Origin of the sequence: Mesorhizobium sp. M7A.F.Ca.US.002.01.1.1 (assembly GCF_004022955.1) — a bacterium.
Lineage (GTDB): Bacteria > Pseudomonadota > Alphaproteobacteria > Rhizobiales > Rhizobiaceae > Mesorhizobium > Mesorhizobium ciceri.
Genome location: NZ_RZQE01000095.1, coordinates 1 through 16,358, shown reverse-complemented (window position 1 = coordinate 16,358; position 16,358 = coordinate 1). Strand labels below are relative to the sequence as shown.

General features: G+C 62.4%; 15 protein-coding genes. 10 read left to right on the top strand and 5 right to left on the bottom strand.

All coding sequences use genetic code 11. The features are described 5' to 3' along the window. The 7 genes from infB to EN932_RS12530 form a co-directional block, all read left to right on the top strand. Positions 1–2,436 (top strand): translation initiation factor IF-2 (gene infB / locus EN932_RS12560; RefSeq protein ID WP_128368856.1); only part of this gene is annotated, 2,436 nt, incomplete at its 5' end. Positions 2,437–2,561: 125 nt separating this feature from the next. Next, positions 2,562–3,002, top strand: coding sequence for a 30S ribosome-binding factor RbfA (rbfA, locus tag EN932_RS12555; protein ID WP_024503464.1), 441 nt, complete (start codon positions 2,562–2,564; stop codon positions 3,000–3,002). Further along, positions 3,002–3,997 carry a tRNA pseudouridine(55) synthase TruB gene (gene truB, locus EN932_RS12550; RefSeq protein WP_127369867.1) on the top strand — a complete coding sequence of 332 codons (996 nt, stop codon included), beginning with the start codon at positions 3,002–3,004 and terminating at the stop codon, positions 3,995–3,997. Before rbfA ends, truB begins: the two co-directional genes overlap by 1 nt. A 44-nt stretch (positions 3,998–4,041) precedes the next feature. Further along, on the top strand, positions 4,042–5,136 hold the full coding sequence (gene corA, locus EN932_RS12545) for a magnesium/cobalt transporter CorA (protein ID WP_063169994.1): 1,095 nt from the start codon (positions 4,042–4,044) through the stop codon (positions 5,134–5,136). A gap of 139 nt (positions 5,137–5,275) precedes the next feature. Next, entirely contained in the window at positions 5,276–5,587 is a 312-nt protein-coding gene (gene rpsO / locus EN932_RS12540) for a 30S ribosomal protein S15 (protein WP_269470859.1), read from the top strand. Between the two features lie 275 nt (positions 5,588–5,862). After that, positions 5,863–8,010, top strand: a complete 2,148-nt coding sequence (gene pnp, locus EN932_RS12535; protein WP_013527890.1) for a polyribonucleotide nucleotidyltransferase — start codon at positions 5,863–5,865, stop codon at positions 8,008–8,010. 100 nt (positions 8,011–8,110) lie between these two features. After that, on the top strand, positions 8,111–9,130 hold the full coding sequence (locus tag EN932_RS12530; RefSeq protein ID WP_127368356.1) for a class I SAM-dependent methyltransferase: 1,020 nt from the start codon (positions 8,111–8,113) through the stop codon (positions 9,128–9,130). Between the two features lie 73 nt (positions 9,131–9,203). On the opposite strand, the gene EN932_RS12525 is transcribed toward EN932_RS12530, so the two are convergent. The 4 genes from EN932_RS12525 to fabA form a co-directional block, all read right to left on the bottom strand. Continuing rightward, positions 9,204–10,748, bottom strand: a complete 1,545-nt coding sequence (locus EN932_RS12525; RefSeq protein WP_027161757.1) for a bifunctional diguanylate cyclase/phosphodiesterase — start codon at positions 10,746–10,748, stop codon at positions 9,204–9,206. Positions 10,749–10,955: 207 nt separating this feature from the next. Next, positions 10,956–11,768, bottom strand: coding sequence for an enoyl-ACP reductase FabI (gene fabI / locus EN932_RS12520; protein WP_013527887.1), 813 nt, complete (start codon positions 11,766–11,768; stop codon positions 10,956–10,958). A gap of 13 nt (positions 11,769–11,781) precedes the next feature. Continuing rightward, complete coding sequence (fabB, locus tag EN932_RS12515) at positions 11,782–13,002, bottom strand: beta-ketoacyl-ACP synthase I (protein ID WP_024503470.1); 1,221 nt, start codon at positions 13,000–13,002, stop codon at positions 11,782–11,784. A gap of 51 nt (positions 13,003–13,053) precedes the next feature. Then, positions 13,054–13,569 carry a 3-hydroxyacyl-[acyl-carrier-protein] dehydratase FabA gene (fabA, locus tag EN932_RS12510; protein WP_013527885.1) on the bottom strand — a complete coding sequence of 172 codons (516 nt, stop codon included), beginning with the start codon at positions 13,567–13,569 and terminating at the stop codon, positions 13,054–13,056. Between the two features lie 242 nt (positions 13,570–13,811). On the opposite strand from fabA, the gene irrA reads away from it, so the two are divergent. Both irrA and EN932_RS12500 read left to right on the top strand, forming a co-directional pair. Next, entirely contained in the window at positions 13,812–14,243 is a 432-nt protein-coding gene (irrA, locus tag EN932_RS12505) for an iron response transcriptional regulator IrrA (RefSeq protein ID WP_164753836.1), read from the top strand. A 46-nt stretch (positions 14,244–14,289) separates the two neighbouring features. Beyond that, positions 14,290–14,697, top strand: coding sequence for a DUF4260 domain-containing protein (locus EN932_RS12500; RefSeq protein WP_127368359.1), 408 nt, complete (start codon positions 14,290–14,292; stop codon positions 14,695–14,697). Here EN932_RS12500 and EN932_RS12495 read toward each other — a convergent pair. After that, a complete protein-coding gene (locus EN932_RS12495; protein ID WP_127368360.1) occupies positions 14,670–15,230 on the bottom strand; it encodes an SH3 domain-containing protein in 561 nt (186 codons plus the stop codon). The genes EN932_RS12500 and EN932_RS12495 overlap by 28 nt on opposite strands. A 209-nt stretch (positions 15,231–15,439) precedes the next feature. Here EN932_RS12495 and EN932_RS12490 point away from each other — a divergent pair. Further along, positions 15,440–16,358: D-glycerate dehydrogenase (locus EN932_RS12490; RefSeq protein ID WP_164890472.1), on the top strand; the 919-nt coding region annotated here is incomplete at its 3' end.

The window sequence follows — 16,358 nt, the reverse complement described above, 5'->3', positions numbered from 1 at the left end:
ACCAAGAAGCGCAAGTTCTCGATGCCCGGCGACAAGCCGGAGCCTGTTGCCGCCCCCGTCTTCACACCGAAGCCGGCGGTCGTGGCCGCCCCCGTCGTCGTGCCGGAAGCACCGAAGGCGCCGCCACCCCCGCCGCCCCCGGCCCCGGTCGAGCGCAGCGGCATGGTGCTGAACGAACTGTCGCGCAGTGAAATGGAAGCACGCCGCAGGGCGCTCGAAGGCTCGAAGGTTCGCGAGGTCGAGGACCGCCAGCGCGCCGCCGAGGATGCCAAGCGTCGCGCCGAGGACGAAGAGCGCCGCAAGCGCGAACGCGATGAATCCGCGCGCCGCCAGGCCGAGGAAGAAGCACGGTTGCAGACCGAGGCCGAATCCCGCCGTCGGGCCGAGGAAGAGGCGCGTCGCCGCGCGCCATTGGCTGCCGAACTGGCAACAGTCGATGACGAGGAAGTGGCCAAGCCGAAGCGGGTTGGCGCCGGCGCACCGGTGCGCCGTCCGGTCACGCCTGAAGCGGCGCGTCCGGCCAAGCCGACCAAGAGCGAGGAAGATCGCCGCCGTGGCAAGCTGACGCTGAATTCGGCATTGTCCGACGAAGATGCGCGAGCCCGTTCGCTGTCGTCGATGCGTCGCCGCCAGGAAAAATTCAAGCGCGCGATGCACAATGAGCCGCGCGAGAAAGTCATGCGCGAAGTGATCCTGCCAGAGACCATCACCATCCAGGAACTGGCGCAACGCATGTCCGAGCGCGCGGTCGACCTGGTCAAGTTCTTCATGAAGCAGGGCCAGATCCTGAAGCCGGGCGACGTCATCGACGCCGACACGGCCGAGCTGGTCGCCACCGAATTCGGCCACACGGTCCGCCGCGTCGCCGAGTCCGACATCGAGGAAGGCCTGTTCAACATCGCCGACAATGCCGAGGACCTGGTTTCGCGTCCGCCGGTCGTGACGATCATGGGTCACGTCGATCATGGCAAGACCTCGCTGCTCGACGCGATCCGCAACGCCAATGTCGTCTCCGGCGAAGCCGGCGGCATCACCCAGCATATCGGCGCCTACCAGGTTGAGAAGAATGGTCACAAGATCACCTTCATCGACACGCCCGGCCACGCCGCCTTCACGGCGATGCGTGCTCGTGGCGCCCAGGCGACCGATATTGCCATCCTGGTGGTTGCGGCCGATGACAGCGTCATGCCGCAGACGATCGAATCGATCAGCCATGCCAAGGCGGCCGGCGTTCCGATCATCGTGGCGATCAACAAGATCGACAAGCATGATGCCGATCCGCAGAAGGTGCGCTCCGAACTGCTGCGCCACGAGGTTTTCGTCGAATCCATGGGCGGTGAAGTTCTGGACGTCGAAGTGTCGGCGACCAAGGGCACCAATCTCGACAAACTGCTCGAGGCGATCCTGCTGCAGGCCGAAATTCTCGACCTGAAGGCCAATCCGGACCGTACCGCCGAAGGCGTCGTCATCGAGGCCCAGCTCGACAAGGGCCGTGGTCCCGTTGCCACCGTGCTGGTGCAGACCGGCACGCTGATGCCGGGCGACATCCTCGTTGCCGGCAATGAATGGGGCCGGGTGCGTGCGCTGGTCAACGATCGTGGCGTGCAGATCAAGGAAGCGCCGCCGGCGATGCCGGTAGAAGTGCTTGGCTTGCAGGGCACCCCGCAGGCCGGCGATCGCTTCGCCGTGGTCAATAACGAGGCCCGTGCCCGCGAGATCACCGAATACCGCCAGCGTCTGGCGCGCGAGAAGGCGGTTGCCAAGCATGCCGGCCAGCGCGGTTCGCTCGAGCAGATGATGTCGCAATTGCAGACAAGCGGGCTGAAGGAATTCCCGTTGGTCATCAAGGGCGACGTGCAGGGCTCGATCGAGGCGATCAACGCCGCACTCGATAAGCTCGGCACCGACGAGGTTCGTGCACGCATCGTCCATGCCGGCGCCGGCGCCATTACCGAAAGCGACGTGTCGCTGGCCGAGACTTCGGGTGCCGCGATCATCGGCTTCAACGTCCGCGCCAACGTCCAGGCACGTGCCGCTGCTGCGGCGGCTGGCATCGAGATCCGCTACTACTCGATCATCTACAACCTTGTGGATGACGTGAAGGCGGCTCTGTCGGGCCTGCTGTCGCCGGAACGTCGCGAGACCTTCATCGGCAATGCGCAGATCCTCGAAATCTTCGACATCACCAAGGTCGGCAAGATCGCCGGCTGCCGTGTCACCGAAGGCAAGGTCGAGCGTGGTGCGGGCGTGCGCCTGATCCGCGACAACGTCGTCATCCACGAAGGCACGCTGAAGACGCTGAAGCGCTTCAAGGACGAAGTTTCGGAAGTCCCCGGCGGCCAGGAGTGCGGCATGGCCTTCCAGAACTACGAGGACATGCGCGTCGGCGACGTCATCGAGTGCTTCCGCGTCGAGATGGTGACCCGGACACTCTGAGTTCGAATGACTTGTCCATACCGGGCGGTGGTCGAAAGGCCGCCGCCCCAAGTCTATTGAGAATGCCCATATGAGACATGCGGCACGGTTCCATCCCGCGCCTCACGCTTTCAGGATTGAGAAAAATGCCCCGTCCAACCGCATCCAGCCCATCCCAGCGCATGCTGCGCGTCGCCGAACAGGTGCGCCATGCGCTATCCGAAACCCTGCAGCGCGGCGAGATCATCGATCCGCTGATCGAGAACACCGTGGTGTCGGTCTCGGAAGTGCGCATGTCGCCCGATTTGAAGGTCGCTACCGCTTTCGTCTCGCCGCTCGGCGCCAAAGATGCCGATGCGGTGGTCGAGGCGTTGAACAAGCATGCGAAATTCGTCCGTGGCCGTGTCTCCGGCGCGCTGCGGCAGATGAAGTTCATGCCTGAGTTCCGCTTCAAGCTCGATACCTCCTTCGACAATTTTGCCAGGATCAACGACCTCTTGAAATCGCCGGAAGTGGCGCGCGATCTGGGTCCTGAGGACCAGGAAAACGCGGACCAGGACAAAGACGACAACAAGGACACCGAATAGTGGCGCGTCGCGGCAAGAAGAAGGGCCGGCCGATCTCGGGCTGGCTGATCCTGGACAAGCCGGTCGGCATGGGCTCGACCGAAGCCGTCTCCAAGATCAAATGGCTGTTCCAGGCGGAAAAGGCCGGCCATGCAGGCACGCTCGACCCGCTGGCATCCGGCATGCTGCCGATCGCGCTTGGCGAGGCTACCAAGACCGTGCCTTACGTGCAGGACGGCGCCAAAATCTATCGCTTCACCGTTGCCTGGGGACAGGAGCGTTCGACCGATGACCTCGAAGGTCCGGTGACGAAAGAATCCGACCTGCGTCCGTCGGAAGCCCAACTGCTCGCCCTGCTGCCGAAATACACCGGCGTCATCATGCAGACGCCGCCGCAATTCTCGGCCATCAAGATCGCAGGCGAGCGCGCCTATGATCTGGCCCGCGACGGCGCGACGGTCGACATACCCGCGCGCGAGATCGAGATCGGCCGTCTGGACGTTGTCGAGCATGGCGCCGACCATACTGTTTTCGAGGTCGAGTGCGGCAAGGGCACCTATGTGCGCTCGCTGGCCCGCGACATGGGCCGCGACATCGGCTGCTTCGGTCACATCTCCGAATTGCGCCGGGTCGAGGTCGAGCCGTTCACCTCGGAAGACTTCGTCACCATCGCCGAACTGGAAGCCGCCCGTTTCGGTGTGGAGGAGGTCGACAGCTCGGACACGACAGAAGCCGCTGACAAGGCAGAGGCTGCCGACAAGGTGGAAGCGCCAATCGACTTCGACGCCATCGATGCGCTTCTGGTCGACACATCGGCTGCCCTCGATTGCCTGCCGCAGATCGCCATCAGCGATGACGCGGCAACCAAGATCCGCCTCGGCAACCCGGTCATCATCCGCGGCCGCGACGCACCGGTGGAAGCCGAAGAAGCCTGCGCCACGGCGCGCGGCAAGCTGGTCGCCATCGGTGCCATTGAGCAAGGCATGTTCAAGCCCAAGCGGGTCTTTGCCGGTTGATTCCTGTCGTCTAATGTCGAGGCGAGGACTCGCACGAGGGGAATATGGCAAAGGCTGAGACCGTGAAGACGCGGGCACCGGCGAAAACGCGGCGGCCGCCGGTCGGTGCGTCGCCCGGCACGCTGATCGCCGACCCGTCGGCGCGTCGCTCGGAACTGCGTCTGACGCTGATCTCGCCCGAAAAATTCAAGACTATCGAAAATGCCAGCATCGACGACCTCAACACCCATTGCCACAAATGGCCGGTCCTCTGGCTCGACTGCACCGGCCTCGCCAACATCCCGCTGATCGAGGAGATCGGCCGCATTTTCAGCCTGCATCCGCTGGCGCTGGAGGACGTCGTCAACACCGGCCAGCGGCCTAAGGTCGACTTCTTCGAGGACCATGCCTTCGTCGTCGTCAGGATGATCGACGATGTCACCTCGCACCGCTATGAGCAGATCGCCGTCTTCTTCGGCAGCAACTTCGTCGTTACCTTCCAGGAGCGGGAAGGCGATCCATTCGATCCGGTGCGCAAGCGCATCGAAAGTTCGGCGCCCAACCGGCTGCGCGCCCGCGGCGCCGACTATCTTGCCTATGCGCTGATCGATGCCATCGTCGACAGCTATTTTCCGCCGATCGAGGCCGCCGGTGACATGGTCGACAGCATCGAGGACCAGATGCTGCATTCGCCGCACAAACACCAGATGCGGCAGCTACATGAATTGCGGCGTGACGCCAACGTGCTGAAAGGCGTGCTGTGGCCGATGCGCGATGCGCTGGCGACGCTGATCCGCAACGATGTGCCCTATGTGAAGGCCGAGACCAAGATCTTCCTCAACGACACGCTCGACCATGCGCTCAGGCTGATCGAGCTGGTCGAGACCCAGCGCGATATGCTGACCGGCCTGATCGAGATGCACCTGTCGCTGAGCCAGGCGCGCACCAACGACGTTATCAGCTATCTCACCATCGTCTCGGTCATCTTCATGCCGCTCACCTTCCTGGTCGGCATCTGGGGCATGAATTTCGATCCGGAGTCTTCGCCCTGGAACATGCCGGAACTGAAGGCCTACTACGGCTATCCCTTGTCGCTGCTGTTCATGGCGCTTGTCGCGTTCGGGCTGATCGCCTTCTTCAAATGGAAGAAATGGCTTTGACAGGGATAAACCTGCCATTTTGGCCTGAAAAGCCGGCTTGTGAATTGGGCTGGTGTTTTCCGGGGAATTGCACTATATGCGCCGCAGCTTAGCGCTATGACGCTTTGCTTGCACCGGCCCCTGCTGGACGACATCCCGGCTGAGGGCGACCCGTTTCCTCAAACAGATAAGGAAAAACACGATGTCGATTACTGCCGAGCGCAAACAGGAATTGATGGGTGAATTCGCAACCGCCAAGGGCGATACCGGGTCTCCGGAAGTCCAGGTGGCCATCCTTTCCGAGCGAATCAAGAACCTGACCGACCATTTCAAGGACCACAAGAAGGATAACCATTCCCGCCGTGGTCTGCTTGCTCTCGTCTCCCAGCGCCGCAGCCTGCTTGATTATCTCAAGCGCAAGGACGACGCGCGCTACCAGACGCTGATCGAGAAGCTCGGTCTGCGTCGTTGACGAATTGACCGGCGGGCTTTCGAAGGAGAGCCCGCCGGTCGCGCATTCTGCCAGTCGTATCGACTGGCCAGACCCGGTTTCGATCGTGCAGAGGGCACTCGAAACCGCCCATGGACGGTCATGGGGCAGGATTGCAGGACGCTCGCGCGCACCGCGCCGAAACACCCGAGCCTCCCGTTGTCTTGCCCGTGGCTGCCCGAGAAAGGAAGCCAGGGAAAGGGCATCTCCGCGCACCGTGAAACGGCGCGGCCCTTTCCTCATATTAAGGACAAGAGATGTTCAATCACCACAAAGTGGAAATCGAATGGGGCGGTCGTCCGCTCATCCTCGAAACCGGCAAGATCGCGCGCCAGGCTGATGGCGCGGTGCTCGCCACCTACGGCGAGACCAAGGTCCTCGCCACCGTCGTTTCGATGAAGGAGCCGAAGCCCGGCCTCGATTTCTTCCCGCTGACCGTCAACTACCAGGAAAAGACCTACGCCGCCGGCAAGATCCCGGGTGGCTATTTCAAGCGTGAAGGCCGTCCGAGCGAGAAGGAAACGCTGGTTTCCCGCCTCATCGACCGCCCGATCCGCCCGCTCTTCGCCTCCGGCTACAAGAACGACACCCAGATCGTCGTCACCGTCGTCCAGCATGATCTCGAGAACGATCCCGACATCCTGTCGATCGTTGCCACTTCGGCCGCCCTGACGCTCTCCGGCGTTCCCTTCATGGGCCCGGTCGGCGGCGCCCGCGTCGGCTACATCAACGGCGAATACGTTCTGAACCCGCATGTCGACGAGATGCAGGAATCCAAGCTCGACCTCGTTGTCGCCGGCACCGCCGACGCTGTGCTGATGGTTGAGTCCGAAGCCAAGGAATTGGGCGAAGAGCTGATGCTCGGCGCCGTCATGTTCGGCCACAAGGGCTTCCAACCGGTCATCGACGCCATCATCAAGCTGGCCGAAGTCGCCGCCAAGGAGCCGCGCGACTTCACCGCGCCGGACTATTCCGCGCTTGAAGCCGAGATGCTGAAGATCGTCGGCGACGAACTCAGCAATGCCTACAAGAACGTCGACAAGCAGAAGCGTTACGCCGCCGTCGACGCCGTCAAGGCGAAGGTCAAGGCAGCGTTTGCCCCGGCCGAAGGCGAAGATGCCAAGTACACTTCCGAGCAGATCGGTTCGGTATTCAAGGAACTCCAGGCCAAGGTCGTGCGCTGGAACATCCTCGACACCGGTTCGCGCATCGATGGCCGTGACCTCAAGACGGTCCGCAAGATCGTCTCCGAAGTCGGCGTCCTGCCGCGCACCCACGGTTCGGCGCTGTTCACCCGCGGCGAGACCCAGGCGCTGGTCGTTGCCACGCTCGGCACCGGCGAGGACGAGCAGTATGTCGATTCGCTGACCGGCATGTACAAGGAGAAGTTCCTCCTTCACTACAACTTCCCTCCCTATTCCGTCGGCGAGACCGGCCGCATGGGTTCGCCGGGTCGCCGCGAAATCGGCCATGGCAAGCTCGCCTGGCGCGCCATTCGCCCGATGCTGCCGAGCGCCGACCAGTTCCCCTACACGCTGCGTGTCGTCTCGGAGATCACCGAGTCCAACGGTTCGTCGTCGATGGCCACCGTCTGCGGCACCTCGCTGGCGCTTATGGATGCCGGCGTGCCGCTGGCCAAGCCCGTCGCCGGTATCGCCATGGGCCTGATCAAGGAAGGCGAGCGTTTCGCCGTTCTATCCGACATCCTCGGTGACGAGGATCACCTCGGCGACATGGACTTCAAGGTCGCCGGCACCGCCAACGGCATCACCTCGCTGCAGATGGATATCAAGATCGAAGGCATCACCGAGGAGATCATGAAGATCGCGCTGGACCAGGCCAAGGATGGCCGCCAGCACATCCTCGGCGAGATGGCGCATGCTCTGACCGGCGCGCGTTCGGAACTCGGTGAGTTCGCACCGCGCATCGAAGTGATGCACATCCCGACCGACAAGATCCGTGACGTGATCGGCTCGGGCGGCAAGGTGATCCGCGAGATCGTCGAAAAGACCGGCGCCAAGATCAACATCGAGGACGACGGCACGGTCAAGATCGCTTCGTCCAATGCCAAGGAGATCGAGGCGGCGAAGAAGTGGATCCACACCATCGTCGCCGAGCCGGAAGTCGGCGAGATCTACGAAGGTACGGTCGTCAAGACCGCGGACTTCGGCGCTTTCGTCAATTTCTTCGGTCCGCGTGACGGCCTCGTCCACATCTCGCAGCTTGCCAACGACCGGGTCGCCAAGACCTCGGATGTGGTCAAGGAAGGCGACAAGGTCTGGGTCAAGCTGATGGGCTTCGACGAGCGCGGCAAGGTCCGCCTGTCGATGAAGGTCGTCGACCAGGCCACCGGCAAGGAACTCGCCCGCGACAAGAAGACCGAAGGCGAAGAAAACGCCGCCTGATTGGTCTGAGACCATGAATCGAAACGGGCGCGGCTTATGTCGCGCCCGTTTTCATTTTCAGCCTGGGTTTCAAAGCGCTTAGACAAGTCGAGATCGAACAATGTCCGCCGAGCCGTTGAAGACGCTTTTCCATCCCTTCGAGGCGGAGGCTGTTTCTCTACCGGGCAAGGGCACGCGCGCCCTGTTTCTCGGCGCTGAGCCGGGTTTTCGCCTGCCTGAAGGCTTTGAGGCGACACTTCACCTCGTGCAGGGTTTCCGGCCGCATTTCAGCGCGCTGCAGGCGTCTGGCTTCGTCGTCACCGCGCAAGTGGAAGGCGATGGCTTCGATATGGCACTTGTGCTTGCCGGCCGGCATCGCGGCTTGAACGAAGTGCGCATCGCGCAGGCGCTTGAGTGCGTGGCGCCGGGCGGCCTGGTCGTCATTGCCGGCGGCAAGGACGATGGCATTGCCAGCCTGCGCAAGCGCGTTGACGAGCTTGTGCCGCTTGAAGGCCATTTGCCCAAATATCACGGCATTGCCTTCTGGCTGCGACGTCCCGCCGATCTGGCCGCCGCGGAAGAATTGCGCGCTGCCAACCCCGCTCGGCTGGTTGAAGGCCGGTTCCACACCGCGCCCGGCATGTTCTCGTTCGACCGGATCGATACCGGCTCGAAATTGCTGGTCGAGAATTTGCCCAATGACCTGCGTGGCAACATTGCCGATCTCTGCGCCGGCTGGGGCTATGTGGCGGCCGAGATCGCCGCCCGCTCCCCCGGCGTTCAGGCGCTCGACCTCTATGAGGCCGATTTCGCCGCGCTTGAAGCCGCGAAGCTCAATCTGGCAGCGGTCAGCCAGCCGATCGCCCGGAATTTCTTCTGGATCGATCTGCTGAAGGAACCAGTCGAGAAGCGCTACGACGCGATTGCCATGAACCCGCCCTTTCACCGCAGCCGGGCGGCCGAGCCGGAGATCGGCGCCGGCATGATCCGAGCGGCGGCCAAGGCCTTGAAGCCGGGTGGGCGGCTGTTCATGGTCGCCAACCGTCAGCTTCCCTACGAGCCGATCTTGGCGGCTGCCTTTTCGAGCCATGCCGAACTCGCTCGTGACGGCATGTTCAAGGTGCTTTCCGCTCGTCGTTGAAGCATGATCCCGAAAAGTGGATACCGGTTTCGGAAAAGATCATGCTCAGACGAAAACAGATATCGCGTCGCACTCAATGCAGATTGGCAACGCGCCGGACCTCATCGGTGATATGCACGTCGCCGACCCTGATCTTGAGGGGGGCGGGCCTGCCATACAGGTAGCCTTGCACCACCTCGCAGCCGGCTGCCCTGAGCAGTGTCGCCTGGCTTTCGGTCTCGACGCCTTCGGCAATGATGCTGACGCCGAGCGCGCGCGAAAGCCCGACGATGGTCGAGACGACCGCGCCGGAGCTGGAATCCGTGTCGAGGCGGCTGACGAAGGACCGGTCGATCTTCAGCTTGCCGAATGAGAAATCGATCAGGTAGCTCAAATTGGAATAGCCGGTGCCGAAATCATCGACGGCGACCGAAATGCCGATATCCGCAAGCTCCTTCAGGATGGCGGCGGCGCGGTCGCGATCCTGCATCATCGCCGTCTCGGTCACTTCCAGTTCCAGCCGTGACGGCTTGATGCCGGTGCTCGTCATGGTGTCGCGCACGATGCCGACGAAGTCCTTGGTCATGAACTGGACGGGCGAGATGTTGACGGCGACGAAGCAGTCGTCGGGCAGATGCCGGGCGTCGCTGCAGGCTTTGCGCAGCACCCATTCGCCGATCGGACCGATCATGCCGGTTTCCTCGGCGATCGGAATGAACTCCATCGGCGGGATCATGCCGCGTTCCGGATGCCGCCAGCGGATCAGCGCTTCGTAGCCGACGATGCGGCCGGTCGGGAGATCGAGCTGCGGCTGGTAATGAAGGTCGAAGTCACCGCGCTCGAAGGCTGTATGCAGTTCGGATTCGATCCACTGGCGATGGTCGGCGACCCTGCCCATTTCGGCATGGAAGACGGACCAGTTGCCGACGCCGCTGGCGCGCGCGTTCTGCAGCGCCAGATTGGAGCGGCGCAGGATGAGGACGGGATCGACACCGTCCTTTGGCATCGCCACGATGCCGACCGACAGGCTGACCGATTGCAGGTGCGTACCGAGATCATAGGGCTCCATCATCTCGTCGATGAGCCTCTCTATGGTGCTTTCCAAGGACCCTGCGACTTGGTTGTCGGGGAGCAGGATCGCGAATTCACCGGCGCCGATGCGTCCGATCAGCGCGCGCGGCGGCACGCACGTCTTCAAGCGCTTGGTGAAGGCGCGGATCAGCTCGTCGCCCTGGCTGTAGCCGATGGCGTCATTGATCTGCTTGAACCGGTCGATGTCGATATCGATGAGGAACATCGGCTCGCCGGTCCGGCTGGTCGCGCATGCCGCCTCGGCAATCTTGCCGACCATCGCCGGACGTGCCACCAGGCCGGTCAGCTTGTCGAAATGGGTTTCCGTGAAGACGAAATCCGCCGATTCATCGACGCCGGCGAAGAAGGACATCGCGGCGACCGACGCCGCCAGTGCGCAAAGAGCGGCCATCACCGAGACCATCATGTCGGCGGAGATGCCGGCAAAGCCATCGCCGAGACCGAGCTTCAGGCCCCAGAGCCCGAGGACGAAACTGCCGAGACCCGAACTCGCTATGGTGAGCAGTCGGAACACCGGTGTTCGCTTCGGGTTGCTGACGGCGAGCATTGAAAGTTCCCCTGAGTACGGGGCTTTCTAGCGGATATCTCCTTAAAATGAGTTTCCGCGAATGAATCCAATTTTATTGGACCGAAAGTATTTCTTGAGCGGATCAATGCGACTGGCGCTGAAACGGGGTTTAGCCGCGCGCTTTAAGCTTCGTGTTTTCAGATGTCCGCCATTTCAAAACCGTCGCGCACCTTTGGCCGACAGGCGTTAGTCTCGCCCGCCGTCGGTCTGCTTCAATTCATCGAGCGTCGGCATGGAAACGATGTGATAGCCGGAATCGACATAGTGGATTTCGCCGGTAACCCCGGAAGACAGATCCGACAACAGATAAAGCGCCGAACCACCGACCTCGTCGATGGTCACCGTGCGGCGCAGTGGCGAGTTTCGCTGCTGGTAGGAGAACATGTGGCGGGCGTCCGAAATGCCGGCGCCGGCGAGCGTGCGCACGGGCCCAGCCGATATGCCGTTTACCCTGATGCCGCGCGGACCGTAATCGTTGGCGAGGTAGCGCACGCTGGCCTCCAGTCCGGCCTTGGCGACGCCCATGACATTGTAGTTCGGCATGACGCGGACGGAGCCCGCATAGGTCAGCGTGATCATCGATCCGCCGTCCTTCATCAAGGTGGCCGCATGGCGGGCGACCTCGGTGAAGGAGTAGCAGGAGATCACCATGGTGCGGACGAAATTGTCCCGGCTGGTGTCGGCGTAGAGGCCTTTCAACTCGTTCTTGTCGGAAAAGCCGATGGCGTGGACGATGAAATCCAGCCCGCCCCATTCGTTGCCCAGGGTCTCGAACGTGGCGGCGACCGAAGCGCTGTCCTCGACGTCGCACGGCACGACCAGCGAGGCGCCGAGCTTGTCGGCCAGCGGCTTGACCCGGCGTCCGAAGGCATCGCCCTGATAGGTGAAGGCGAGTTCCGCCCCGTGTTCGGATAATTTCCGGGCGATGCCCCAGGCGATCGAATGATCGTTGGCGACACCCATGACAAGCCCGCGCTTGCCCTTCATCAATCCGTCCATGGCCGGCAAATCCTTATGCGGAATAGCGCTGGAAAACGAGCGTGGCGTTGGTGCCACCGAAGCCGAACGAATTGGACAAAACAGTGTCGATCCTGGCATCGTCGATGCGCTTTCGCACGATCGGCATGCCCTCGAATTCGGGGTCGAGGGTCTCGATATGGGCGCTTTCGCCGATGAAACCGCCCTGCATCATCAGGATCGAGTAGATGGATTCCTGCACGCCGGCCGCGCCCAGCGAATGGCCGGTCAGCGACTTCGTCGAGGTGATGTACGGCATCTCTGGGCCGAACACCTCGCGGATGGCGCCCATTTCCTTGGAATCTCCCACCGGCGTCGATGTGCCATGGGTGTTGATGTAGTCGACCGGCGTGGAAACCGTGGCCAGCGCCTGGCGCATGCAGCGGACCGCGCCTTCGCCTGAAGGAGCAACCATGTCGTAGCCATCCGACGTCGCGCCATAGCCGACGATCTCGGCATAGATCTTGGCGCCGCGCGCCTTGGCATGCTCAAGCTCTTCCAGCACCAGCACACCGGCGCCGCCGGCAATGACGAAGCCGTCGCGATTGACGTCATAGGCACGGGAGGCGGTCGATGCCTTGTCGTTGAATTTCGACGACATGGCGCCCATGGCGTCGAACAGGTCCGACATCGTCCAGTCGAGATCCTCGTGGCCGCCGGCGAAGACGATGTCCTGCTTGCCCCATTGGATCAATTCATAGCCATTGCCGATGCAATGCGCCGAGGTCGAACAGGCCGACGAGATCGAGTAGTTGACGCCGTGGATCTTGAACCATGTGGCAAGCGTCGCCGATGCGGTCGACGACATTGCCTTCGGCACCGCGAACGGACCGATGCGCTTGGGACTGCCGTTCTTCAGCGTCGTTTCGGCAGCTTCGACGATGGTGCGGGTGGATGGTCCGCCCGATCCCATGACGATGCCGGTGCGCTCATTGGTGATGTCGCTCTCGCCGAGGCCCGCATCCGCGATCGCCTGGTCCATGGCGACGTGGTTCCATGCAGCACCCTGGCTCAGGAAGCGCATCGCACGGCGATCGATCATCGCCGATGGATCGAGCGTCGGCGCTCCCCAGACCTGGCAGCGGAAGCCGTGTTCGGCGAAGGAATCCGAGAAGCTGATGCCTGATCTGGCGTCATGCAGCGAGGCTTGCACCTCGTTGGCATTGTTGCCGATCGACGACACGATGCCGAGGCCTGTGACTACGACACGTCTCATTCGCAACTCCTTCCAGGGATGCCGGCCAAGGGGGCTGGCCAGGGGTGCCGGTCAGCCGACCGCCGACTGCTTGGACAGACCGACTTTCAAATCCGTTGCCGCGTATATGGGTTCGCCATCCGCCTTCAGCCAGCCATCGGCGATGCCGAGCACCAGCCGGCCCCGCATCACGCGCTTGAAGTCGATGCCATATTCGACCTTCTTCACCGAGGGCGTGACCATGCCCTTGAATTTCACTTCGCCGGTCGACAGCGCCATTCCCTTGCCGGGTTCGCCAAGCCAGCCAAGGTAGAAGCCGGTCAGTTGCCACATGGCGTCGAGGCCGAGGCACCCCGGCATGATCGGATTGCCGATGAAATGGCAGGCAAAGAACCACAGGTCCGGCTTGATGTCGAACTCCGCGCGGATGAAACCCTTCTCGAAGGCGCCGCCGGTCTCGCTGATCTCGGTGATGCGGTCGAACATCAGCATTGGCGGATAGGGAAGCTGGGCGTTGCCCGGTCCGAACAGTTCGCCGCGGGCGCAGGCCAGCAATTCGTCGTACTCGTAGCTGGATTTACCCGCCATCAATCTCATCCCATATCGTTCCGGGCCATCGGGGGCCCTTGTCGTTGGTTTCCTAACACAATCTGTTTCAGGCCGGAAACCGGCGTTTGCGCTTAGCCTGCTCGTCTGCCTGGGTCAATGCGCGCTATTGATCGCATTCGGACGACAGAATATATGTCCTGAGAGGTCCGGTTTCGGCAGACGTTCATTTTTTTGCCATTCTGGGCGTGTCTTGGGGCGGAACTGTGGGGTTCGACGAGAAGATGGACCTGGACGGCCGGAAGGAAAATGTCGCTGTGGACAAGCGGGTCCGTGAAGCCGGGCTGAGGCCGACGCGTCAGCGCATTGCGCTGGCCGATCTGCTTTTCGCCAAGGGCGACCGGCATCTGTCGGCCGAGGAACTGCACGAGGAGGCGGTTGCCGCCGGCGTGCCGGTGTCGCTGGCCACCGTCTACAATGCCCTTCACCAGTTTACCCAGGCGGGACTTTTGCGCATCCTCGCCGTCGAAGGCGCGAAAACCTATTTCGACACCAACACCTCCGACCACCACCATTTCTACATCGAAGGCGAAAACCGTATATTCGACATCGACAGCGGTCCGGTGACGGTTGCCAACCTGCCGGAGCCTCCGGAAGGGATGGAGATCGCCAATGTCGACATCGTAGTGAGGCTGCGCCCCAAACGCTGCGAATGACTGGCGAGGCCAGAATCATCTGCCAAGCCAGAATTATCGGCCAGGGATGAAACCCCTCGATTTCGTAATCCGGCTCGAATGGGCGATCGTGGCACTGGCTGCCGTCATTTTCTACGGTTCGACCGGCATCTCCTGGTGGCTCTTCGGATTGCTTATCTTGGCGCCTGACCTATCGATGTCGGGCTATCTGGCCGGTCCGCGCGTCGGTGCCCTTGCCTACAACGCCTTGCACATCCTGATCGTGCCCGTGCTGCTGCTGCTCGGCGGGCACATGTGGGGCAATACGGCCGCGATGGCGGTTGCGCTGATATGGATCGCCCACATCGCCATCGACCGTGCGCTGGGCTACGGTCTGAAGCTGCCGACCGGCTTCCAGGACACCCATCTCGGCCGTATCGGGCATAAAGCCAGGACCGCGAAAGAGAATCAGTCCTTGACCCGTTCGCCGGGATAGGCGCCCCAGACGACCGACTGGGCAAGCCAGCCGGTGTGGCCTTCGAACGTCATTTCGCACCACTGGCCGTCGCAGGATTTGATCGTACCCATGACGCCAGGTTCGATCATCGCGACCACCCTTGCATCCTTGTCGGGGCTGTTGAGAAGATTGAGCCGGGTGCCCTTGCCACGCTGCCATGGTGCGACGATTGCCGTGCGTCGGCCGGAAAGCAGCGACTGGTTGATCCAGCCTTCCGAACCATCGGCATCGCGCACGCGGCGCCATGTGTCGAATTCCTGGATGATCTCCATCGGCAGGCCGGCCTTCATGTACATCCAGTCGACCGAGTAGTTGGCGCCGGGGCCGACGCGCGAGTTGACGCGGCCGGATTTCAGGCTGACGAATCGCGGCAGCGGCAGGCCGCTCGGCCCGAGCGTGACGACGCTCTGGGCAGGTGCAGCCGCACTCTGTGCCGCCGTAAGCGGAGAATAAAGCAGAGCGCCGAAAAATGCTGCACTGAGGGCCAGGCGAAGCGACGCGAAACCAGACACTTTCATTCCTTTCGGCGCTTGCCTCGGCGCCCCTTTTTCTTTGTCTTCGGCGGCACCGCTTGTTACATGGGTAATCGGCACCGCGACCGGCTTTCAGTTTCGCCGGTCTTGGTTAAAGAGGTCTCAACGAGATCGGGTTAGAGCAATTCCAGCAAACCTGTGAAGCGGTTTTGCGTTCGGAATTGCGGCAAATACTCGAGAGGGAAACAATGGCAGGCAAAAAAAGGCCTCTTGTCGTCATCACGCGCAAGCTGCCCGACCCGGTCGAGACCCGCATGCGCGAACTGTTCGACGCAAGGCTGAATGTCGAGGACCGGCCGATGACGCAGCCGGAACTGGTCGCGGCGGTCAAGGAAGCCGACGTTCTGGTGCCGACCATTACCGACAATATCGACGCGGCGCTGATCGCTCAGGCAGGCGACAACCTCAAGCTGATCGCCAATTTTGGCAACGGCGTCGACAAGATCGATGTCGCGGCTGCGGCCAAGAGGGGCATCACCGTCACCAACACGCCGAATGTCCTGACCGAAGACACCGCCGACATGACGATGGCGCTGATGCTGGCGGTGCCGCGGCGGCTCGCGGAAGGCGCCAATGTGCTCACCGGCGACAAGAAATGGGCCGGCTGGTCGCCGACCTGGATGCTGGGCCGGCGCATCTGGGGCAAGCGGCTCGGCATTGTCGGCATGGGGCGGATCGGCACGGCCGTAGCCAGGCGGGCCAAGGCCTTCGGACTGTCGATCCACTATCACAACCGCCACCGCGTGCTGCCGGCCGTGGAAGACGGGCTGGAGGCGACCTATTGGGAAAGCCTCGACCAGATGCTGGCCCGCATGGATATCATCTCGGTCAACTGTCCCTCGACGCCGGCAACCTTCCATCTGCTTTCGGCGCGGCGGCTGGCGCTACTGCAGCCCACCGCCTATGTCGTCAACACCGCGCGCGGCGACATCATCGACGAGGAAGCACTGGTCAAGCTGATCCAGGACGGCAAGATCGCCGGCGCCGGCCTCGATGTCTACGAGCACGAGCCGGCCTTGAACGGCAAGCTGCTGAAGCTCGCGGCCAAGAACAAGGTCGTGCTTTTGCCGCATATGGGCTCGGCGACGCTCGAGGGCCGTATCGACA